Raw genomic sequence first — 21,266 nt, 5'->3', positions numbered from 1 at the left:
TTCCCGGGTGCTCAGCCCCGGGTGCTCCTACTCGGACAGGAAGCGGTAGACCGTCATCGAGCCGTACTCCTCCCCCGGGCGCAGGACGGTGGAGGGGTACTCGGGCCGGTTGGGCGAGTCCGGGAAGTGCTGCGTCTCCAGCGCGATGCCCGCGTAAGCGGGGTACGGGCGGCCGGAGCGGCCGGTCAGCGAGCCGTCGAAGTGGTTGCCGGTGTAGACCTGGAGGCCGGGCTCCATCGTGAAGCACTCGACCCGGCGGCCGCTGGCCGGGTGGCTCAGCACCGCAGCCTTCCGGAAGCCCCTCCCGGTGAGCACCCAGTTGTGGTCGAATCCCTGGCCGGCCCGGCGGACCTGCGGGTGCCCGTCCGCGATGCGGTCCGCGGTCGTCCTGGGCTCGCGGAGGTCGAACGGTGTGCCGGTGACCGGCTGCACGGGCCCCAGCGGGATCAGTTCCCCGTCCACCGGGAGGTATCCCGAGGCCTCGACCTGGAGCAGGTGGTCGAGCACCGTTCCGGAGCCCTCACCGGCCAGGTTGAAGTACGCGTGGTTCGTGAGGTTGACCACCGTGGGCGCGTCCACGGCGGCGCGGTAGACGATGAAGAGGTCGCCGGCCGGGTCGAGCAGGTACATCACTTCGGCGGTCAGGGCGCCCGGGAAGCCCTGGTCGCCGTCGGGGCTGTGCAGCCGCAGCCGGACCCCGGCCCGACGGCCCTCCCGGACCGCCACCCCGTCCCACAGCCGGGTGGCGAAGCCGTCCGGGCCGCCGTGCAGGGTGTGGCCGTTCTCCTGTGCCGCCAGTCGGTGCCTCGTGCCGTCGATCGGCAGGACCCCGCCGGCGATCCGGTTGGCGTAGCGGCCGACCGTCGCTCCGAAGTACGCGGCCTGCCCGAGCAGGTCCTCGACGTCCTCACAGCCGAGGACGACGTTGCAGCGCCGTCCGTCCCGGTCCGGCGCGTGCACGGCCTGGAGGCGGGCGCCCAGGCTCAGCACCTCCACCGTGACGCCCTCGGGCGCGCTGAAGGTCCACCGGGTGATCCGCCGCCCGTCCGGCAGGGTCCCGGCGGGCTCCTGGGTCACCGTCACTTCGCCGTGGGATACGAGGGCGTCTCTCGGCACGGGTGCTACTCCATTGCGTTCGGTGCGGTGCGGTGCGGAGAGCGACGACGCCCGCCGGGCGGGCGGGCGTCGTCGGTATGACGGTGGTGGGTCACATCCCCTGGGCCAGGCGGTGGTAGGCCTGGTTCCAGCGCAGTTCCTTCGTGAACCGCCGGATCGACGTGTCCTCGTCGATCACCAGGAGCTCCACGCCGAGCATCTCGGCGAGATCCTCCAGTTCCTCGGTGCCCAGCGCGCCGGAGAGCACGGTGTGGTGCGGCGCGCCGGCCGTCAGCCACGCCTCGGCGGAGGTGTGGAGGTCCGGACGCGGCCTCCACACGGCGCGGGCCACGGGCAGGTTGGGCAGCGGCGCCGGCGGCTCGACGACGTCGACGTCGTTCGCGACCAGCCGGAAGCGGTCACCGAGGTCGGCGAGGCCGACCACCACCGCGGGGCCCGGCTCGGCGTCGAAGACCAGGCGGACCGGGTCCTCGCGCCCGCCGATGCCGAGCGGGTGGATCTCGCAGGAGGGCGTGGCGGCCGCGATGCTCGGGCAGACCTCCAGCATGTGCGCGCCGAGGATCAGCTCGTGACCGGGTTCCAGGTGGTACGTGTAGTCCTCCATGAAGGAGGTGCCGCCGGCCAGGCCGGTGGCGGTCACCTTGAGGGTGCGCAGCAGCGTGGAGGTCTTCCAGTCGCCCTCGCCGCCGAAGCCGTAGCCGTCGGCCATCAGCCGCTGCACGGCCAGGCCGGGCAGCTGGCGCAGGCCGCCGAGGTCCTCGAAGTTGGTGGTGAAGGCCTTGAAGCCGCCCTCTTCCAGGAAGCCCCGCAGGCCGAGCTCGATCCGCGCCGCGTAGCGCAGCGACTCGTGACGTTCCCCGCCGGCCCGCAGTTCGGCCGCGAGGTGGTAGCTGTCCTCGTACTCCTTGACGAGCTCGGTGACGTCGGCGTCGGCCGTGGCGTCCACGGCAGCCACGAGGTCGTTGACGCCGTAGGTGTTGACGGAGACGCCGAAGCGGAGCTGGGCCTCGACCTTGTCGCCCTCGGTGACGGCGACGTCGCGCATGTTGTCGCCGAAGCGGGCGAGCTTCAGGCCGCGCAGTTCGGCGCGGCCGGCGGCGGCGCGGGCCCAGGAGGCGATCCGGGCGGTCACGGCGGGGTCGGTGACGTGCCCGGCGACTGTCTTGCGGGCGACGCCCAGGCGGGACTGGATGTAGCCGAACTCGCGGTCGCCGTGGGCGGCCTGGTTCAGGTTCATGAAGTCCATGTCGATGGAGGACCAGGGCAGGTCGACGTTGGCCTGGGTGTGCAGGTGGAGCAGCGGCTTCCGGAGGGCGTCCAGGCCGGCGATCCACATCTTCGCCGGGGAGAAGGTGTGCATCCAGGCGACCAGGCCGATGCACCGGTCCTCGGCGTTTGCCTCCAGACAGATGCGGCGGATCGCGGAGGCGTCGGTGAGGACCGGCTTCCAGACGACGTCGACCGGCAGGGCGGCCTCCGTGCCCAGTACGTCGGCGATCCGCTGGGACTGCTCGGCGACCTGCCGCAGCGTCTGCTCGCCGTAGAGCCCCTGACTTCCCGTCAGGAACCAGATCTCGCGTCCAGCGAGTGACGTCATGGTGGTGACTCCTTACCGGGCCTCGGGGGGCTGGCCGTAGACGTTCTGGTAACGGAAGTTGAGGCTGTCGATGTCCGCCTGGGCGATCGGCAGCGGCTCGCCGAGCTGCCGGGAGACGTGGACCGTCCGGGCCACGTCCTCGCACATCACGGCGGCCTTGACGGCGGCCTTGGCGTCCTTCCCGATGGTGAAGACGCCGTGGTTCTGCATGAGGACGGCGGGCGAGCGGTGGCCCTTGAGGGTGTCCACGATGCCCCGGCCGATCGAGTCGTCCCCGATCAGCGCGAACGGGCCCACCGGGATCTCGGCGCCGAACTCGTCCGCCATCGCGGTGAGGACGCAGGGCACGGCCTCCCCGCGGGCCGCCCACGCGCACGCGAAGGTGGAGTGGGTGTGGACCACCCCGCCGACCTCGGGCATGTGGCGGTAGACGTAGGCGTGCGCGGCCGTGTCGGACGAAGGCGAGTGGTCACCCTCGACCACGTTGCCATCCAGGTCGCACACGATCATGTTCTGCGGCGACAGCTCGTCGTAGGGGACGCCGCTCGGCTTGATCACGAGCAGGTCCTCGCCGGGGATCCGGGCGGAGACGTTGCCGGCGGTCCAGACCACCAGGCCGTAGCGGACGAGTTCCTGGTGGAGGTCGCTGACCTGCTGGCGGATGAGGTTCGTGGTCGCGTTCACAGGGCCTCGCTCGATGGGGTGAGGGCGGCGTTGCGGATGTCGCGCAGGCGGTGCAGGAGCTTGTCGGCGCCGAGGCCGAAGTGGTCGTGCAGGGACCGGTACTCGGCGAAGAGCCGGTCGTACACGTCGGCGGAGGCCTGGTCCGGCAGGTACGCCGCCGGATGCACGCGGCCCATGGCGGCGGCGGCGGCCCGGACCTCGGGGTACGCCCCGGCGGCGACGGCGGCGTGGATGGCCGATCCGAGCGCCGGGCCCTGCTCGGACTCGGCCACCGAGACCGGGCGGCGCAGCACGTCGGCGTAGATCTGCATGAGCAGGGCGTTCTTCTTGAGGCCGCCGGTGACGACGAACTCGGTGACGGGGACGCCCCCCTGTTCCAGCGCCTCGACGATGACGCGGGTGCCGAAGGCCGTGGCCTCCAGCAGGGCGCGGTAGATCTCCTCGGGCCGCGTGGCCAGGGTGAGCCCGGCGATCACGCCGGAGAGGTGGTGGTCGACCAGGGTGGAGCGGTTGCCGTTCATCCAGTCGAGCGCCACCAGGCCGTGGGCGCCCGCGGGTTGGGCGGCGGCCTTGCGGGTGAGGAGCTGGTGCGCGTCCTCCCCGTTCCGCTCGGCCTCGGCCGCGTAGTCGGCCGGCAGGCCCTGACGCAACCACCAGGCGAAGATGTCTCCGACGGCGCTCTGGCCCGCCTCGTAGCCGTAGGAACCGGCGACGATGCCGTCCTCGACCACGCCGCACATGCCCGGGACCTCGGCCAGCGTGGCACCGTTGACGACGTGGCAGGTCGACGTGCCCATGATGGCGAGGAGCTGGCCGTGGTCGACGGCCCGGGCCGCGGGCGCGGCGACGTGGGCGTCCACGTTGCCGGCCGCCACCGCGATGCCCTCCGGCAGGCCGGTCCACCGCGCCGACTGCGCACTGAGGGAGCCGACCCGGGAGCCGAGCGGGGAGAGCGGATGCTCCAGGCGCGTGCGGGCGAAGTCGGCGAACTCCGGGTGGAGCGCGGCGAGGTACTCCTCGCTCGGGTAGCTGCCGTCCTGGTGGATGCCCTTGTAGCCGGCGGTGCAGGTGTTGCGGCTCTCGGCTCCGGTGAGCTGCCAGACGATCCAGTCCGCGGCCTCGATCCAACGGGCGCAGGCGGCGTAGACGGCCGGATCCTCCTCCAGGACCTGCAAGGCCTTCGCGTACTGCCACTCGGCGGATATCCGGCCGCCGTACCGCGAGATCCACTTCTCCCCGCGGGCGTGCGCGAGCGCGTTGATCCGGTCCGCCTGCCCCTGGGCGGCGTGGTGCTTCCAGAGCTTGGGCCAGGCATGTGGGTACGGCGCCCACTCGGGCGTCTCCGCCAGGGGTGTGCCGTCCGCGAGCACCGGGAGGACCGTGCAGGCGGTGAAGTCGGTGGCGATGCCGATGACTTGGGTGGGGTCGACCCCGGCGTCGGCGAGCGCCGCCGGGACGGCGGTGTGCAGCACGGCACGCCAGTCGGCGGGGTGCTGAAGCGCCCAGTCGGGCGGGAGCGGTCGGCCGGTACCGGGCAGTTCGCGCTCGATGACGGCGTGCGGGTACTCGTGGACGGCGGTGCCCATCTCTTCGCCGTCGCGCACGCGGACCACCACGGCGCGGCCGGAGAGGGTGCCGAAGTCGATGCCGACGACGTACCCCTCGGAGTCCCGGGCGGCAGGATTCACGGTCACTTCCTCATCCTTCGTGCGGGAGACCGGTGTTGTCGCCTGACGCCGGTGCGGTCCAAGTCCGGGGCAGGGCGGACCGGACCGGCGACAGGCTCCGTTCCGCCGGCTCCGTCGGAGGAGGGCGGAAGGAGGACCCGCCGGCGAACGAACGGAGGCGATGTCGTTGCCCGCCGGCGGAGCTGAGAAGCGCCTTTGTTAGCGCTCACATGAATTGTTAGCGTTCACATATGTGCTGTCAAGGGACGTGTCGCCGGTCGGCCCCGCCCGTCCGCAGGCGGCCCGGTGCACGATCGTGATCGAGCGTGCGCCGGCATGGACTCCGACGACCGGATCACCGGTGCCCGGCGGGGCCGACGCTGCGGCGCAGCACCAACTCCGGAGTGATCTGCACATGGGCGTGGGCGGGCGCGACGCCCTCCAGCTCCCCGACGAGGAGTTCCAGGGCCTTGCGGCCGAGTTCGCCGAAATCCTGCCGCACGGTGGTGAGCGGCGGGGTGAAGTAGGCGGCCTCCGGGATGTCGTCGAAGCCGACCACGCTGATTTCCTCGGGGACCGACCGGCCGGCCTCGTGCAGGGCGCGCAGCAGGCCGAGGGCCATGTGGTCGTTGGCGCAGAAGACGGCGGTGACGTCGTCCAGTCCGGCGATCCGCAGACCGGCCTGGTAGCCCGAGCGGGCGCTCCAGTCGCCGCGCTCCACGGCCGGCACCGCGGCTCCGGCCGCCTGCAGCGTGAGCCGCCACCCCTCCTCGCGGTCCTTGCTCTCCAGCCAGTTGGCCGGTCCTGCCAGGTGGTGAACGGTACGGTGGCCCAGGTCGAGCAGGTGCCCGGTGGCCTCTCCGGCACCGAAGCGGTTGCCCACCGACACCATGGGCACCCGGGTCTGGTTGCCCGAACCGACGGCGACGAGCGGCACGGAGCTGGAGAGGCGGGCCACGGCACTGACCGCGGAGGTCTGCGGAGCGATCACGACGACACCCTCCACCCCCTGGTCGCGCAGCCGGTCGACGGCCTCCTGGACCGAACGGCCGTCCAGGGAGCGCAGGCTGGTCACGCTCACGAAGTACCCGGCGCTCCGTGCGGCGCGCTCGATCCCGTCCAGCATCGAGGCGGGGCCGTAGAGGGTCGAGTCGAAGCTGACCACGCCGAGGGTCTGCGAGCGGCGGGTGACCAACGTGCGGGCCGCCGAGTTCGGCCGGTAGTCCAGCTCCCGTATGGCGGCCAGCACCCGGTCCCGGGTGTCCGGCCGGACGTGCGGGGCGCCGTTGAGCACCCGGGACACCGTCTGGTGGGAGACACCCGCCAGTTTCGCCACGTCCGCCATCACGGGCTGGCGCTGTTCCGTCCCGGCGCTGTCGGTTCCCACTCGCAGTCCCCTCCTCGGCTGGAACCACAGTACGCGACCAGGTCCAGGCCAATCCGTCACCCTCGGTTCAACAGGCGGCGTCCCTTCATACCAGTCCTTCGGGCCGCCGACACGTGCCGATAGTGCCAAGTTAGCGCTCACACCTCCCACGCGGGGGACCTTGCCAGATCACGGCCCTGTGGATTACGAAGTGGAAGCAATTCGTGAACGCCTACACACGCATCGTGATCAGGCCTGGCGGATCAGGCCGGCACGCCGTGCATCCACCCTGCCGTGGAGCCGTGTGCACCTCGTCTCGTGCACCTCGTCTCGTGTGCACCTCGTCTCGTGCATGCCGAGGATCCCGTGCAGAGCTCGGTCATTCCCCCACGGTACGCCTGCGAGCCAGCGCCCGATCCGCCTCGGGCAGCGCGTCGGCGACCAGAAGTCGCGGCAGCAGGTCCGGTTCGAGTGTCATGGCGCGGAACACGACGTCGACGGTCACGTCATGGTCGGGCCGGTGCACGATCTCGACGGGGTCGCCGGCCCGGATGTCCCCGGGCTCGATCACCCGCAGGTAGGCGCCCGGCACAGAGGCCCGGGTGAAACGCGTGATCCAGCCCTCTCGCTGCAACCACCCCTGGAAGGTCGCACACGGGATCCGGGCGCACGACACCTCCAGGACCACGTCCGCCCCGATGCGCCAGCGCTCACCGATCAGGGCGCCGTTGACGTCGAGGCCGACGGTCGTGAGGTTCTCCCCGAAGACGCCGTTGCCGAGCCGCCGCCCGAGCTCGGCCTCCCAGCCGTCGAGGTCCTCGCGGGCGTAGGCGTAGACGGCCTGGTCGAAACCGCCGTGGTGCTTCACGTCGTAGACCCGGTCGCCGGCGAGACCGACCTCACCGGTGCCCTTCGGGCCGGGAGAGGTGACCGTGACGGGACCGTCGACCGGCTGTTTGTCGATGCCCGTGGCCCTGAAGCCCTTCCAGGGGTTGGGACGGGGCCTGCCTACGTTGACGGAGAGCAGTTCCATGCCCGCGACTGTACGGATCCTCGCACCCCGGGGCGACCAATTTCCCGGTCGCGTCGCGGAGTCGGGCTTCTGGTCCACCCGGATCCCGTCGCGCCAGGAGCTGTCGTCCGCCGCCGGCCCCCTCCGCCACCGGCCGGTGGCCGGGCCCGGCTCCGCACGGCAGCGGAGCCGGGCCCGACCGGGGTGGGTGTTATCCGAGGGTCCACTTCTGGTTGTCGCCGCCCCAACAGCTCCACAACTGGACGGGGGTGGAGTCGGCGACGGCCGCCCCGGCAACGTCCAGGCAGCGGCCGGACGGAACGCCGGTGACGGTGCCGTCGGAGTTGAACTGCCACTTCTGGTTGGCACCGCCGTTGCAGGGCCAGGTCACCACCTTGGTGCCGTCGGCCGTCCCGCCGCTGGACGCGTCCAGGCACAGCGTGCTGCCGGAGACGTTCACCGTGAGCTGCCCGTCGGCGGTGCGCGTCCAGGTCTGGTTCGCCCCGCCCCAGCAGGTGTAGATCTGCGTCTGCGTCCCGGCGGTGGCCGAGGCGTTGGGGACGTCCAGGCACTTGCCCGAGCCGGTGCCGCGCAACGCCCCCGTGGTGGCCGAGGAGTTGGCGTAACCGGCGGCGACGATGTTGGCCTGGACGGCGTTCTCGGTGGCCTCCGACGGGTAGCCGGACGTCATCACGCCCTCGTAGAAGGTGCCTTGGGCGCCCTTGCTGTTGTCGCCGCCGATTCCGAGGATGATCGCACCCTCCTTGTGCATCGGGTTGTAGCCCGCCACGTTCGGGCGCGGTCCGGAGTAGAAGGTCGACAGGCCGCCGGACTGGGCGTCGCCCGCACGGATCGCCCACTGGTTCGGCGCGCCCTTGACCATGGCGCTCAGGTAACGGTGGCTCACCGTCGGGTCGTTGGCGTTGTAGCGCGCGTTCTCGCCGGAGAACAGGCCGTTCTCCAGATCGGCCATCACCCAGGGGCCCGGACCGGCGCCGTAGCCCCAGACCTTGATGTTGCCGAAGTAGATGGCCTCCATGTGACCGTTGCCGGTGTCGTTGCTGCTCGTCTCGGCGTTGCCGTAGTCGAAGCAGCAGCCGCCGTTGTAGTGCGTGCCGTCCAGGATCGCGTACATCCCCTCGGGCTGGTCGCCGGTCGCGATGCCCGAAGTGTGGTTGTCGCGGTAGCCGGTGCCCGGTGCCACGTACACGCCGTAGGCCCGGTGGCCGTTCAGCGTGGTCGGTGCCAGGGTCGCGTCCGCCAGGTTGTCCGGCCCGGACGCGGCCCCGCCCCCGGGGGCCTGGGTGAGGTGGTTGCCCTTGCCGGACTGGTCGTAGATCACGGTGATCACGCAGCTGGTGCCGGCACAGAAGGAGTCCTGGGCGGCGGCGTCGGCGTAGCCACCGGCGCCCTGCACGCCGATGTCCCGCAGGGCCTGGTCCGACGAACGCCGGACCTGGTACAGCGGACCGCCGTATCCGGCGTAGAGCGCGCGGGTGGTGCTGTGCGCGGCCACACAGGGCGTGCCGCCGGCGGCGTACACGTCGCACGGGCCCTGCGCAGCAGCCTGCGCCACACCGCTCGTCGCGGTGGCACCGGCCATCGCGCCGACGAGGACGGCGAGTGCCGCCGTGGCGCGGGCGAGGCGGCGCAACGCGCCGCGTCCGCGGATCGTCCCGTTGTTGTCACTCATGGTGTCTCCCTGCTCATCGGTGAGCGCGGCCCAAGGGTAAGTGAGCGCTAACAATCCAGCCTGAACGAGACACGTCTGGCCCGGGCCGGAGGTGAAGGGGTTCCTGGACCGGTGACAGTGCCCCCAACGACCGTGTGACGTCAAGACTTCTGACACGTCCACACGGAACCCGGCCGACCCGGACTGAGCCGCCGTCAGCCGGCACCGTTCCATTGCTGCACGATGGTTGACGCTAGGCGATGTTAGCGCTCACACTCCACAGCACACCCGAGCACTCGCGCCGGTTCGCCGCGCTTGTCACTTGCTCCCCCACCCACCGGCAGCGATCGAGAGGAACCATCCATGCGCGCACCCCAGCCCCGGCTCTCCAGAGCGGCCCGTGTCGCGGCCGCAACGACCGCCGCCCTGGCACTGGCCGTCGGCTGCAGCAAGCAGGGCGCCGGTGACTCCGGCACGTCCGCCGGCGGCACCACGGCCGCCGCGCCCGCGATCCAGGGCGACATCACCTTCAACGACGACAACCTGACCCGCCTGGACGCGGCCCTCAAGGCGGCGCTCCAGGGCAAGGACCTCTCCCAGCTGGACCTGGCCATGGTGGTCAACGTCGCCGTGGACTACTGGAACGCCGGGAGGACCGGCTTCACCAAGGGGCTCGCCGACCTCGGCGTCAAGGGCACCTTCCAGGCCCCGGCGAACGGCCGGCTCGACCAGCAGCTGTCCATCCTCCAGACCCTGCGCGGGCAGGACATCTCCGCCTTCTCGCTCTCCGCGATCGACCCGACGGCCGTCAAGTCACCGATCCAGTCCGCCGCTTCGGCCGGCATCCCGGTCCTCGCCATCGACTCGCCGCTGCCGGCCGAGGACGGCGCAGCGCTGTACCTCGGCACGCCCAACTACCAGGCCGGCAAGCGGGCCGGCGAGGCGATGAAGGCCGCGCTGGGCGGCCGGGGCAAGGTCGTGGTGCTGGTCGGCTCGTTGACCGCCTCCAACGCGGTCGAGCGCATCCAGGGCTTCGAGGACGCGCTGAAGGGCACCGACATCAAGGTGTCCAACAAGCTCGCCGACAACATGGACGCGGCCAAGGCCCTCACCAACGCCCAGACCGCCATCCAGACCGACCCGGGAGTGACCGGCCTCTACGGCGTCTATTCCTACGACGGCCCCTCGGCCGCCCAGGCGGTGCAGGCGGCGGGCCGGGCCGGCAAGGTCAAGGTGATCTCCGACGACAGCGACGCCCAGACCCTGACGTTCATCCAGCAGGGCGTCATCCAGGCCACCGTCGTGCAGTCGCCCTACCAGCAGGGTTACACCGGTGCCTACCTGTTGGCCGCGCTCAAGGTGCTCGGCAAGGATGCCACGACGGCCGTCGTCAAGCCGTTCCTGGAGTCCGACGGCAGCACCCTGAGCTCCGGCGTCGGCGTCGTCACCCAGGACAACCTCGCCGCCTTCCGGGCCAAGCAGACCCAGCTCGGCATCACCGGATGACCGGGGTCGGCGTCCCCGCGGCCGCTCGGCCGGCCGCGGTCCTGCGCGCGGTGCGCAAGAGCTACGGGCCGGTCACCGTGCTGGACATCCCAGAACTCGACCTGATGCGAGGTCAGATCACCTGCGTGGTCGGGGAGAACGGCGCCGGGAAGTCCACCCTGATGGGAGTGCTGTCCGGTACCGTCTCCCCCTCCGCAGGGGAGGTCCTGATCGCCGACCGCCCCCTCCACCCCGGCCGTCCCGACCACGCGAAGGCCCTCGGCGTCAGTCTCGTGGCACAGGAGTTCCCGCTGGTCGGGCGACTGAGCGTGGCCGAGAACCTGCTGCTCGGCCGGCGCACTCGCGCCAGGCAGGGCGCGGGGATGCTGCACCGGGCGCTGTTCGACCGCGCCGGCACCCGGCGCGAGGCCCGCGAACTGCTGGCGGAGGTCGGCGTCGAGGGCGTCGACGTCGACCGGCCCGTGGAGCGGCTGCCCGTTCCGCTGCGCCAGATGATCGAGATCGCCAAGGCCTGGGGCAACCGGCCGCTGGTCCTGATCCTGGACGAGCCGACCTCCTCGCTCGGGCCGGTCGAGGCGGGGAAGGTGCTCGCCCTCGCCCGGCGGCACGCGGCGCAGGGCGGCGCGGTTCTGTTCATCGGCCACCGTCTGGACGAGGTGCGGGACATCGCCGACCGGGTGCTCGTGCTGCGCGGCGGCAGCCTGGTCGCGGACCTCCGCCCGGACGAGGCCACCGAGGCGCGGATGATCCGCGAGATGGTCGGCGGGGAACTGGCCCACACCGCGGCACGGCCCGTCCCCGCGCCGGCCCGAACCGTCCTGACCGCACGGGGGCTGACCGCGGACGGGCTCGGCCCGGTCGATCTGGACCTGAGGGCCGGCGAGATCGTCGGCGTGGCCGGGCTGATGGGCTCGGGCCGCAGCCGGTTGCTGCACACCCTCATGGGTGCGCAACCCCGTACGGGCGGCGAAGTCGAGTTGTCCGGACGCCGCTTCCGCCCGCGCCATCCCGCCGATGCCGTCGCCGCGGGCGTCGGTCTGGTGCCGGAGGACCGCAAGGAGCAGTCCCTGCTGCTGTCACATCCGGTGCGCTGGAACGCCACCCTCGCCACGCTGCGGCGCGACTCCTGGCACGGCGTCCTCACCCCGGGCGGAGACCGTGCACGCTCACAACGGATCGTCGACGGTCTGGGGGTCCGGCTGCACAGCCAGGAGCAGCCGATCGGGGACCTGTCCGGCGGCAACCAGCAGAAGGTCGTGTTCGGCCGGTGGCTGCACGCCGCCCCGGACGTCCTGCTGCTCGACGAGCCCACCCGCGGCGTGGACGTGGGGGCCAAGGCCGAGATCTACCGGCTCGTCGACCGGGCCGCGGCGGACGGCCTGGCCGTCCTGGCCGCCTCGTCCGAGTTGGAGGAACTGCTGTGGATCTGCCACCGGATCCTGGTGATGGCGCACGGACGGATCGTCGCCGACCTGCCCCGCGAGCAGTTCGGCAAGGAACGCATCATGACGGCGGCGACCAGTCGGCCGCAGTCGTCGGCGAGCACCGAGGAGCACGCATGACCACCGAGACCGCCCCCGCCCGCGAGGAGGCGCTCGCACCGGCCCGGAACCGTCTGCGCGTCCTGGTCGACACTCCCGAAGTGGGCGTCGTCCTCGCCTGCGTCGCCGTGTTCGCGGCGCTCGCGCTGGCCCGGGACACCTTCGCGAGCGCGGTCAACCTCCAGGGCATGGGCGCCGACCTGGCCCAGTACGGGCTGATCGCGATCGGCGAGTCGCTCGTCATCCTGACCGGCGGCATCGACCTGTCGGTGGGCGCTCTGCTGGGCACCAGCGTGATCCTGATGTCCTGGTTCGACGTCCGGGCCGGGTTGCCCGCCGGTGTGGCGGTCCTGGCGACCCTGGCGATCGCCGGACTGGTCGGCCTAGTCCACGGACTGGCCGTCACCCGGCTGCGGATGCCGCCGTTCGTCGTCACGCTCGTCACGTACACGGTGGCGCAGGGCGTGACCCTGGCGATCACCTCCGGGACCTCGATCGTCGGCATCTCCCCCTTCTTCGGCGACGTCGGCCAGAGCTACCTGGCCCAGATCCCGGTGCCGCTGGTGCTGTTCGCGGTGGTGACCGCCGCCGCGTGGTTCTTCCTGGAGCGCACCTACGCGGGGCGGCAGGTCTACGCGGTCGGTGGCAACCCCGAGGCCGCCAGACTGGCCGGCATCCGCGGCGACCGGCGGGTGGTGTCGATGTACGTGGCTTCCTCCCTGGTGTCGGCCTTCGCCGGAATGCTCGTGCTGGGCCGGATGGGGGTCGGTTCCGCCAGCGGCGTCGGCGTCGGCTGGGAGCTCTCGGCGATCGCGGCCGCGGTCATCGGCGGGGTCAGCCTGACCGGGGGGCAGGGGCGCGTCGTGGGCATCGTCGCCGGTGCCGTCCTGCTGGAGCTGATCAACAACGGACTGACCACCCTCCAGGTCAACGCCAACTACACCAACATCGTGCTCGGTTGCGTCCTGGGCCTGGCCATCACGGCCGACCGCCTGCGCGCCAGGCACGTGGCCAGGCGCTCCTGAACCTGCTCCCGGGACGGCCGGCGGGGCCTCGCGCCCCTCGGCCGTCCCGGCACGCCCCCCGGCCCGGCGGGGGTTTCGCCGTGTCCGCCGGGCGCAGCACCCCGGCCCGAGGGCTGAGAACTCGCACCGCGCGCGGGCTCCGCCGGGCCGGGGCGCAGCGCTCCGCCCCGGTGGCTCCGACCGCTGCACCTTCGGTGGCACCACGTACTTCCAGCCCGTCAACCCGATTCTCGACACCTACGGTCTGACCCTGGCCACCAGCTGACCGCCCCTCCGAGCGGGGTGCCCGCCTCCCGTCCGCCGGCGAGAGGCGGGCACCCTTTTGGAAGCCTTTATGACATCAAGGCTTCACCGAAAATTCACCCTTTGCCCCTCCGGGCAACCACCCCTCCAGTGACGGACGTTCACGCGGACCGGCCGAGTGAAACCGCGATCCAACGGTGATCCGGAGCCCCTTGACGCCACCGTTGTTAGCGTTAACACTTCATTTCACGCCAGGCCGGTGCCCTGCGGACCCACTCCCTCGACACGAGGACCGCTCCCGGTCGGCCATCCCTCGACCGTTCCCCCGGCAGCCCAGGAACAGGCGGCGCCGTGCCGGTCGCGGAACATCACTGGAGGAATTGTGCGGAAGCTTTCAGCGGGCATCGTCGCCGCGGGTCTCGCCCTCTCCCTGGCAGCCTGCGGCCAGAGCGCCAACGGCGCCGGCGACGGCGCGGGCAAGGGTGACGCCAAGGGCGGTCTCGTCGGCATCGCCATGCCGACCAAGTCGTCGGAACGCTGGATCAACGACGGCAACAACATGGTCAAGGAGTTCCAGGCCAAGGGCTACAAGACCGACCTCCAGTACGGCGACAACGTCGTGGAGAACCAGGTCTCCCAGGTGGAGAACATGATCACCAAGGGCGCCAAGCTGCTGGTGATCGCCGCCATCGACGGCTCCTCTCTCACCAACGTGCTGCAGAAGGCCGCCGATGCGCACATCCCGGTCATCTCCTACGACCGGCTGATCCGCGGCACGAAGAACGTCGACTACTACGCGACCTTCGACAACTACAAGGTCGGCGTCCTCCAGGGCGGCTACATCGTCGACAAGCTCGGGCTCAAGGACGGCAAGGGCCCGTTCAACATCGAGCTGTTCGCGGGCTCGCCGGACGACAACAACGCCACCTTCTTCTTCAACGGCGCGATGAGCGTCCTCAAGCCGTTCATCGACCAGAAGAAGCTGGTCGTGCAGAGCGGCCAGACCGACTTCAACCAGGTCGCCACCCTCCGCTGGGACGGCGGTCTCGCCCAGTCCAGGATGGACAACCTCCTGAGCAAGGCGTACACCTCGGCCCGCCTCGACGCCGTGCTCTCGCCGTACGACGGCATCTCGATCGGCATCATCTCCTCGCTCAAGGGCGTCGGCTACGGCACCGCCAAGTCCCTGCCCGTCGTCACGGGCCAGGACGCCGAGCTGGCCTCGGTGAAGTCGATCATCGCGGGCGAGCAGACCCAGACCGTCTACAAGGACACCCGCCAACTGGCCAAGGCGGCCGCCCAGATGGGCGACGCGGTGCTGACCGGCGGGAAGCCCGAGGTCAACGACACCAGCCAGTACGACAACGGTGCCAAGACCGTCCCGGCGCAGCTGCTCCAGCCGGTGAGCGTCGACAAGGACAACTACAAGCAGGTCCTGGTGGACAGCGGCCAGTACACCGCTGACCAGCTGAAGTAGTCCCCCGGGCCCGCCCCGGCGGGCCCGGCTCCCGACCGGCGGTGCGGGGGCCGAACAGCCCTCGGCCACCGCACCGCCCCCGAACGATACGGAAGCACAACCATGGCTGGACCCGTTCTCGAAATGCGGTCGATCAGCAAGTCGTTCCCCGGCGTCAAGGCACTGTCCGAGGTCAACCTGACCGTCGCCGCGGGCGAGGTGCACGCCATCTGCGGCGAGAACGGCGCCGGCAAGTCCACCCTGATGAAGGTGCTCAGCGGCGTCTACCCGCACGGCGGGTACGAGGGCGAGATCCTCTTCGAGGGCGAGCCCTGCCGGTTCAAGGACATCCGGGCCAGCGAGCAGCGCGGCATCGTCATCATCCACCAGGAACTGGCCCTGGTGCCGTACCTGTCCATCGCCGAGAACGTCTTCCTGGGCAACGAGCACGCCACGCGGGGCATCATCAGCTGGCACCGCACGCTCACCCACGCCGCCGAACTGCTCCGTCAGGTCGGCCTGGACGAGAACCCGCACACCAGGGTCGCCGACCTCGGCGTGGGCAAGCAGCAGCTGGTCGAGATCGCCAAGGCGCTGGCCAAGAAGGTCAAGCTGCTCATCCTGGACGAGCCGACCGCCGCGCTGAACGACGAGGACAGCCGCAAGCTGCTCGACCTGATCCTGGAGCTCAAGGCGCAGGGCATCTCGTGCATCATCATCTCGCACAAGCTGAACGAGATCGCCAGGGTCGCCGACGCGGTGACCATCCTGCGTGACGGGCAGACGATCGAGACGATCGCGATCGGCTCCGAGGGCATCTCCGAGGACCGGATCATCCGCGGCATGGTCGGCCGCGACCTGGAACACCGCTACCCCGAGCGGACCCCGGACGTCGGGGAGATCGCCTTCGAGGTCGAGGACTGGAGCGTCCGGCACCCGATCGACCACCAGCGCACGGTGGTGGACGGCGCCTCGCTGAGCGTGCGGAGCGGCGAGATCGTCGGCATCGCCGGCCTGATGGGGGCCGGCCGCACCGAGCTGGCGATGAGCGTCTTCGGCCGCTCGTACGGGCGGTGGGCGGGCGGCAAGGTCCGGCTGCACGGCGAGGAGATCCGCACCCGGACGGTGCCCGAGGCGATCGCGCACGGCATCGCGTACGTCACCGAGGACCGCAAACAGCTCGGCCTCAACCTGATCGACGACATCAGCCGGAACATCTCCCTGAGCGCGCTCGGCAAGCTCTCCCACCGCGGCCGGGTCGACCGGCACGAGGAGGCCAGGGTCGCCGAATCGTTCCGGCGGACCATGAACATCAAGGCCCCGACCGTGTTCACCCGGACCGGCACGCTCAGCGGCGGCAACCAGCAGAAGGTCGTCCTCAGCAAGTGGATCTTCGCCGAGCCGGAGGTCCTCATCCTCGACGAGCCGACCCGGGGCATCGACATCGGCGCCAAGGCGGAGATCTACACCGTCATCGCCGAGCTGGCCGCCCAGGGCAAGGCCGTGCTCGTCATCTCGTCCGAACTCCCCGAACTCCTGGGTCTGTGCGACCGGATCTACACCATGGCCGAAGGCCGGATCACCGGTGAGGTGGCCCGTGCCGACGCCACCCAGGAATCCCTCATGCGGCTCATGACCATGAGCGCCGCATCCAGCAACGAGCAGGTGTGAGGCATGGCCCCGACCGAGATCATCCCGGATTCGTCCCCGAAGGCACCGCAGGCCGGCCCCGGCCCGTCCCTCGGCGGCGTCCTGGCCCGCGCCCTGCGCGGCAACGTGCGCCAGTACGGCATGCTGGTCGCGCTCGCGCTGATCGTGCTGCTGTTCCAGGTCTGGACGGACGGCATCCTGCTCCAGCCGCTCAACATCACCAACCTGATCCAGCAGAACGGCTACATCCTCATCCTGGCGATCGGGATGATGATCGTCATCATCGCCGGGCACATCGACCTCTCGGTCGGTTCGCTGGCCGCCTTCGTCGGGGCCGCGGCCGCGGTGATGATGGTCAAGCACCACGTCTCGTGGCCCGTGGCACTGCTGGCCGCGCTGGTCGTCGGCGCCCTCGCCGGCGCCTGGCAGGGCTTCTTCATCGCCTACCTGGGCATCCCGTCCTTCATCGTCACCCTGGCGGGCATGCTGCTGTTCCGCGGCGGCACCCAGATCCTGCTGCAGGGCCAGTCGGTCGCACCGTTCCCCAAGGGCTTCCAGAGCATCAGCAGCGGGTTCCTCCCCGAGGTCGGACCGCACACCAACTACCACAACCTCACCCTGCTGCTGGGCCTCGCGGTGCTGGCCGTCGCCGTCCTCCAGGAGGTGCGCGGCCGGCGGCAGACCGCCTCGTACGGGCTGGAGGTCCTCCCGGCCGGGCTGTTCCTCGTCAAGCTCGCCGCGATCACGGCCGCCGTGGTGGTCTTCACGCTGCTGCTGGCCAGCTACCACGGTGTGCCGATCGTCCTGCTGATCCTCGGCGCCCTGCTGGTCGGGTTCGGCTACCTGATGCGCAACTCGATCATCGGGCGGCACACCTATGCCATCGGCGGCAACGAGGCCGCGGCCAAGCTGTCCGGAGTGAAGAGCAAGCGGGTCGTCTTCCTCGCCTTCACCAACATGGGCGTCCTCGCGGCCCTGGCCGGGCTCGTCTTCGCCGCGCGCCTCAACGCCGGCACCCCGCAGGCCGGCATCAACTTCGAACTGGAGGCCATCGCCGCGGCCTTCATCGGCGGCGCCTCCGCCAGCGGCGGCGTGGGCACCGTCCTCGGCGCCATCATCGGCGGCCTCGTGCTCGGCGTGCTGAACAACGGCATGTCGTTGGTCGGTGTGGGAACCGACTACCAGCAGGTGATCAAGGGACTGGTGCTGCTCGCGGCCGTCGGGTTCGACGTCTACAACAAGCGCAAGGCCGGGTCCTGACCTCCTGAGCGCGGGCGGGGAGCAGCGTCGTGATTGAGGGCACGGCGCGGCTCCCCGCCCGCTTGTCGTCGTTCCGCCCACCTTCTCCAGTCAGACTTCTCCGTGCGATAGCGCCTCCCGAGCCTGGTGAGAGGACAGGATCAGACGTCACCAGGGTGCCCCCGAGCGCGGGAACCCGCCCGCCGCGTTGACCGGCTTCGTGGGCCGACGGCGCGAGATCGACGAGATCCGCCGCCTGCCGGCCACGCGCCGGTTGGTCATATTCATGGATATGGGCGACACAGGCGGCATGGGCAGGACGCGGCTGGCGCCGGAGGTGTCGGCCGCGAGCCGGACGGACCGGCCGTGAGAAAAGCAGGAGGGGTGCCTCTCGGGAGAGGCACCCCTCGGTGGACGGTCGTCCGGGTGTTCGGCGAGCGGGGACTCAGCGGGCCAGGAGGACCAGGACGAGCACGACCAGCGCCGGCACGGTCTGCACGAAGAGGATCTTCCGGGAGGACGTCAGGGCACCGAACAGCCCGGCGACGGCGACGCAGGACGTGAAGAAGACCCGCGTCTGGAACCCGACCGGGTCCGGGGCGAACGCGCCCCAGAGGAGCCCGGCCGCCAGGAAGCCGTTGTAGAGGCCCTGGTTGGCGGCCATCGCCTTGGTCGAGACCGCGAACTCCTCGGTCGTCCCGAAGGAGCCCCGGGCTCGCGGTGTGGTCCACAGGAACATCTCCAGGACCAGGATGTAGACGTGCAGAAGGGCGAGCGCGACAACCGCGATGAGGGCAACTGTGGACATATCGGGCATCTTACGCCGCCATGGCAAGCACCTGACCGGTCGTGAGGCTGACGCGCCCCCGGGGGCGGAGAGGTGACACACGATCAGTCCGGCAAGCCCCAAGTGCCATGGCGCGGCACACGTTGACCTCCGCCGCGGTGAGCCCGCCGGCCGTGCTCCAAGAACACCTTGTTGACGCCCGGCGTTCGAGGTGCGGCAGTGGGTCTACGAGGGACTGCCGACGGCCGTGCTGCTCGAACGGTTCGACGAGGTCATGGCGGCCGCGTACAGCGTCAGCCTCTTCACGGGCTGGCGGACCGGATCTCACCGGCCCTGCAGATCGGTGAGATCCGCACGGTGGCGGCGGACGACCTGTGGCTCAGCCCCGCGCACGAACGTGACTGCGTCGCCTTCCACTTCACCTCGCACCCCGACGCGGCGGCCGTGGCGGGCGCGGTCGAGGCGGTCGAGCAGGCCCGGTCCGCCTTCGCCGCCCGATCGCACTGGGGCAAGGTCTTCGCCATGGCGCCCGAGGCGGTCCGCGAGTCGTACCCGCGCTGGGAGGACTTCCGCCGGCCGCTGGGCGAGTTCGACCCGGCGGGCAAGTTCCGCAACGAGTTCGTCACCCGCCACTTCCACGCCGAGTAGCACCTGCGCTCCAGGGGCCCTTGCGGTGACCTGGCGTGTTAGCGCTAACATTATACTTGACGGTTCAACTGTATCGGCTTTGACTGGTGCACCTCAGGTCCGTGCATCGCCGCTCAGCACAGAGGACGCCCATGCCCCTGCACTCCATCCGCCATCGCGAACCCCAGGCCCATGAGGAGACCCGAAACCGTGCCGGAACCGACCGATGCCGTGGTGACCACGCTCGACGCCACCATCGTCCCGGGCGACGTGGTCGGCCACGGCAGTGAGCAGACGTACCGCAGGCTCGCCCCGGCGCCCGGCGAACCGCACGTCACGCGGGACGACCTGACCGGGCGCCGGACCGGACCGCTCCTTTCCCTCCTGCGGTTCGTCCACGTCACCGACTACCAGCTCGCGGACCTTGCCTCCCCCGGCCGGATCGACTTCGTCCAGCGGTACGCCGAACGGCGCGGCTGGGCCAGGATGGTACCGGCGTACCGTCCGCAGGAGATCGTCTCCACCCACGCGTTCGAGGCGATGGCGCGCACCGTGGCGAGGTTGGCGAGGGATCCGGGCACGCCCGTCCGGTTCGTGCTCACCACCGGGGACAACACCGACAACGCCCAACGCAACGAGCTCCGCCAGTTCCTGACGCTGATGCACGGCGGCGAGGACGTGGATCCGACGTTCGGCGTCAGCGGGAGCGGTGACACCACGGCGATCCCCTCGTACACCGTGTCCGGCGACTACTACAACCCGGAGCCGACGTCGCGTGACCGGTACAAGCAGAGGTACGGCTTCCCGGACCGGCCGGGCCTGCTGGCCTCGGCCTCCGAGCCGTTCCCCGCCCGGGGCTTCGGCGTCGACTGGCTGGCCTGCTTCGGCAACCACGACTGCCTCGCGCAGGGGCGTGCACCGGTCACACCGGGCTTCCAGAGCGTGCTCACCGGTGACCAACGGCCGGTCGCCGCACCCGCCGCACTGCCCCGGGCGCCGGCCGAGGCCTACCTCACGGACCCGGCGGTGCTGGCCGGCGGACCGGCGATGAAGATCCGGCCGCGAGCGGACCGGCGGATCATCGACAAGACCGAGTACATCCGGGCGCACCTGGACAGCCCCGGCACACCCCGCGGGCACGGGTTCAGCGAGACCGACCTCGCCGAGGGCCGTACCTACTACTGCTACGACGAGGTCCCCGGCGTCCGGGTGATCGTCCTCGACACCACCAACCCGGCCGGCCACGTCACCGGCAGCATCGGACGGCGCCAGCGGGACTGGCTGGAGCAGCGCCTGATCGAGGTGCACTCCTCCTACCGGGACGCGGCCGGCGCCGAGGTCCGCACGGGCTTCCAGGACCGGGTGGTCGTCCTGGCTTCGCACCACGGGCTGGCCGTGTTCGACAACACCACCGAACGGCCGGACGAGGCGGCACACCCGGATGCGGACCTGCCGCGGGTACTCGGCGGCGAGGTCGAGGCGCTCCTGCACCGCTTCGGCAACGTGGCGCTCTGGCTGGCGGGCCACCAACACCTCAACTCGGTCACAGCGAGGAGGCGTTCGGGTGGTGGCGGCTTCTGGCACGTCATCACGGCCGGCCTGTGCGAGTGGCCGTCCCAGGCGCGCATGGTCGAACTCCTCGTCGGCACGGGCGTCCTGGTGGTCCGCTCCACGATGATCGACCACGCCGCGCCGCTCGAACCGGGAACCGCCCTCGACCTGTGGGACCTGGCCGCCGCCCACCGCGAGCTCGGCGCGAACGAGCCGGCTCGGGTCGGCCGTCCGGAGTCGGCGGGCACCCCCCGGGACCGGAACGTCGACCTCCTCGTCCCGATCGGCCCCGCCCTCTGCGCCGCGCTGCGCGCCTGCGGGGCCGGTCGCTGATCGGGAGCGACCCCCGGCCGTCGCGTCGGCCGGGGGTCCCTCGAGGCGGCGAGTGCCGGTCAGCGCTGGAGCGTGAGGAGGCCCGGGCGCCAGGGGAGCTGGTCGTAGGGGCCGGTGGCGGTGGGGGACTTGCCCTGGTAGAGGAACTGGAGGTTGCAGGGGTCGATGGTCATGGTCTGGTCGGGGTTGTTGCG

Annotated in this window: 16 protein-coding genes and 1 pseudogene; 8 read left to right on the top strand and 9 right to left on the bottom strand. The window is 70.9% G+C overall.

Annotated features, from left to right (window positions below; genetic code table 11):
* Positions 1-27: 27 nt before the first annotated feature.
* From AB0C76_RS31065 to AB0C76_RS31035, 7 genes are all read right to left on the bottom strand, one after another.
* Positions 28-1,116, bottom strand: coding sequence for an aldose epimerase family protein (locus tag AB0C76_RS31065; protein ID WP_359971965.1), 1,089 nt, complete (start codon positions 1,114-1,116; stop codon positions 28-30).
* 91 nt (positions 1,117-1,207) lie between these two features.
* A complete protein-coding gene (araA, locus tag AB0C76_RS31060) occupies positions 1,208-2,713 on the bottom strand; it encodes an L-arabinose isomerase (RefSeq protein WP_359971963.1) in 1,506 nt (501 codons plus the stop codon).
* Between the two features lie 12 nt (positions 2,714-2,725).
* On the bottom strand, positions 2,726-3,397 hold the full coding sequence (locus AB0C76_RS31055) for an L-ribulose-5-phosphate 4-epimerase (protein WP_359971961.1): 672 nt from the start codon (positions 3,395-3,397) through the stop codon (positions 2,726-2,728).
* Positions 3,394-5,091 carry a ribulokinase gene (locus AB0C76_RS31050; protein ID WP_359971960.1) on the bottom strand — a complete coding sequence of 566 codons (1,698 nt, stop codon included), beginning with the start codon at positions 5,089-5,091 and terminating at the stop codon, positions 3,394-3,396. Before AB0C76_RS31050 ends, AB0C76_RS31055 begins: the two co-directional genes overlap by 4 nt.
* A gap of 328 nt (positions 5,092-5,419) precedes the next feature.
* Positions 5,420-6,451: a LacI family DNA-binding transcriptional regulator gene (locus AB0C76_RS31045; protein ID WP_359971958.1), complete on the bottom strand. Its 1,032-nt coding sequence runs from the start codon at positions 6,449-6,451 to the stop codon at positions 5,420-5,422.
* Positions 6,452-6,809: 358 nt separating this feature from the next.
* Positions 6,810-7,463, bottom strand: a complete 654-nt coding sequence (locus AB0C76_RS31040) for an MOSC domain-containing protein (RefSeq protein ID WP_359971956.1) — start codon at positions 7,461-7,463, stop codon at positions 6,810-6,812.
* A 190-nt stretch (positions 7,464-7,653) separates the two neighbouring features.
* Entirely contained in the window at positions 7,654-9,045 is a 1,392-nt protein-coding gene (locus AB0C76_RS31035) for an arabinofuranosidase catalytic domain-containing protein (RefSeq protein ID WP_359972010.1), read from the bottom strand.
* A gap of 432 nt (positions 9,046-9,477) precedes the next feature.
* On the opposite strand from AB0C76_RS31035, the gene AB0C76_RS31030 reads away from it, so the two are divergent.
* From AB0C76_RS31030 to mmsB, 6 genes are all read left to right on the top strand, one after another.
* A complete protein-coding gene (locus AB0C76_RS31030; RefSeq protein ID WP_359971954.1) occupies positions 9,478-10,620 on the top strand; it encodes a substrate-binding domain-containing protein in 1,143 nt (380 codons plus the stop codon).
* Positions 10,617-12,182, top strand: coding sequence for a sugar ABC transporter ATP-binding protein (locus tag AB0C76_RS31025; protein ID WP_359971953.1), 1,566 nt, complete (start codon positions 10,617-10,619; stop codon positions 12,180-12,182). Before AB0C76_RS31030 ends, AB0C76_RS31025 begins: the two co-directional genes overlap by 4 nt.
* A complete protein-coding gene (locus tag AB0C76_RS31020) occupies positions 12,179-13,186 on the top strand; it encodes an ABC transporter permease (RefSeq protein WP_359971951.1) in 1,008 nt (335 codons plus the stop codon). The genes AB0C76_RS31025 and AB0C76_RS31020 overlap by 4 nt, the downstream gene beginning before the upstream one ends.
* 625 nt (positions 13,187-13,811) lie before the next feature.
* Positions 13,812-14,906: a multiple monosaccharide ABC transporter substrate-binding protein gene (chvE, locus tag AB0C76_RS31015; RefSeq protein ID WP_359971949.1), complete on the top strand. Its 1,095-nt coding sequence runs from the start codon at positions 13,812-13,814 to the stop codon at positions 14,904-14,906.
* A 102-nt stretch (positions 14,907-15,008) separates the two neighbouring features.
* Positions 15,009-16,556 carry a multiple monosaccharide ABC transporter ATP-binding protein gene (mmsA, locus tag AB0C76_RS31010; RefSeq protein ID WP_359971947.1) on the top strand — a complete coding sequence of 516 codons (1,548 nt, stop codon included), beginning with the start codon at positions 15,009-15,011 and terminating at the stop codon, positions 16,554-16,556.
* Between the two features lie 3 nt (positions 16,557-16,559).
* Complete coding sequence (mmsB, locus tag AB0C76_RS31005; protein ID WP_359971945.1) at positions 16,560-17,795, top strand: multiple monosaccharide ABC transporter permease; 1,236 nt, start codon at positions 16,560-16,562, stop codon at positions 17,793-17,795.
* 424 nt (positions 17,796-18,219) lie between these two features.
* Here mmsB and AB0C76_RS31000 read toward each other — a convergent pair whose 3' ends face one another.
* Positions 18,220-18,582, bottom strand: coding sequence for a DUF1304 domain-containing protein (locus tag AB0C76_RS31000; RefSeq protein ID WP_359971943.1), 363 nt, complete (start codon positions 18,580-18,582; stop codon positions 18,220-18,222).
* Between the two features lie 336 nt (positions 18,583-18,918).
* Here AB0C76_RS31000 and AB0C76_RS30995 point away from each other — a divergent pair, with 336 nt between their 5' ends.
* Positions 18,919-19,209, top strand: a complete 291-nt coding sequence (locus AB0C76_RS30995) for a D-arabinono-1,4-lactone oxidase (protein ID WP_359971941.1) — start codon at positions 18,919-18,921, stop codon at positions 19,207-19,209.
* Positions 19,210-19,398: 189 nt separating this feature from the next.
* Positions 19,399-21,072, top strand: a complete 1,674-nt coding sequence (locus AB0C76_RS30990) for a hypothetical protein (RefSeq protein ID WP_359971939.1) — start codon at positions 19,399-19,401, stop codon at positions 21,070-21,072.
* A gap of 59 nt (positions 21,073-21,131) precedes the next feature.
* Here the strand turns inward: AB0C76_RS30990 and AB0C76_RS30985 are convergent.
* Positions 21,132-21,266, bottom strand: a pseudogene (locus AB0C76_RS30985) (alpha-L-arabinofuranosidase); the annotation flags it as partial.

The sequence above is a fragment of the Kitasatospora sp. NPDC048722 genome, assembly GCF_040650235.1.
Lineage (GTDB): Bacteria > Actinomycetota > Actinomycetes > Streptomycetales > Streptomycetaceae > Kitasatospora.
Note: the sequence above shows the minus strand (reverse complement) of the source record. Positions and strands in the feature narration are given on the sequence as shown.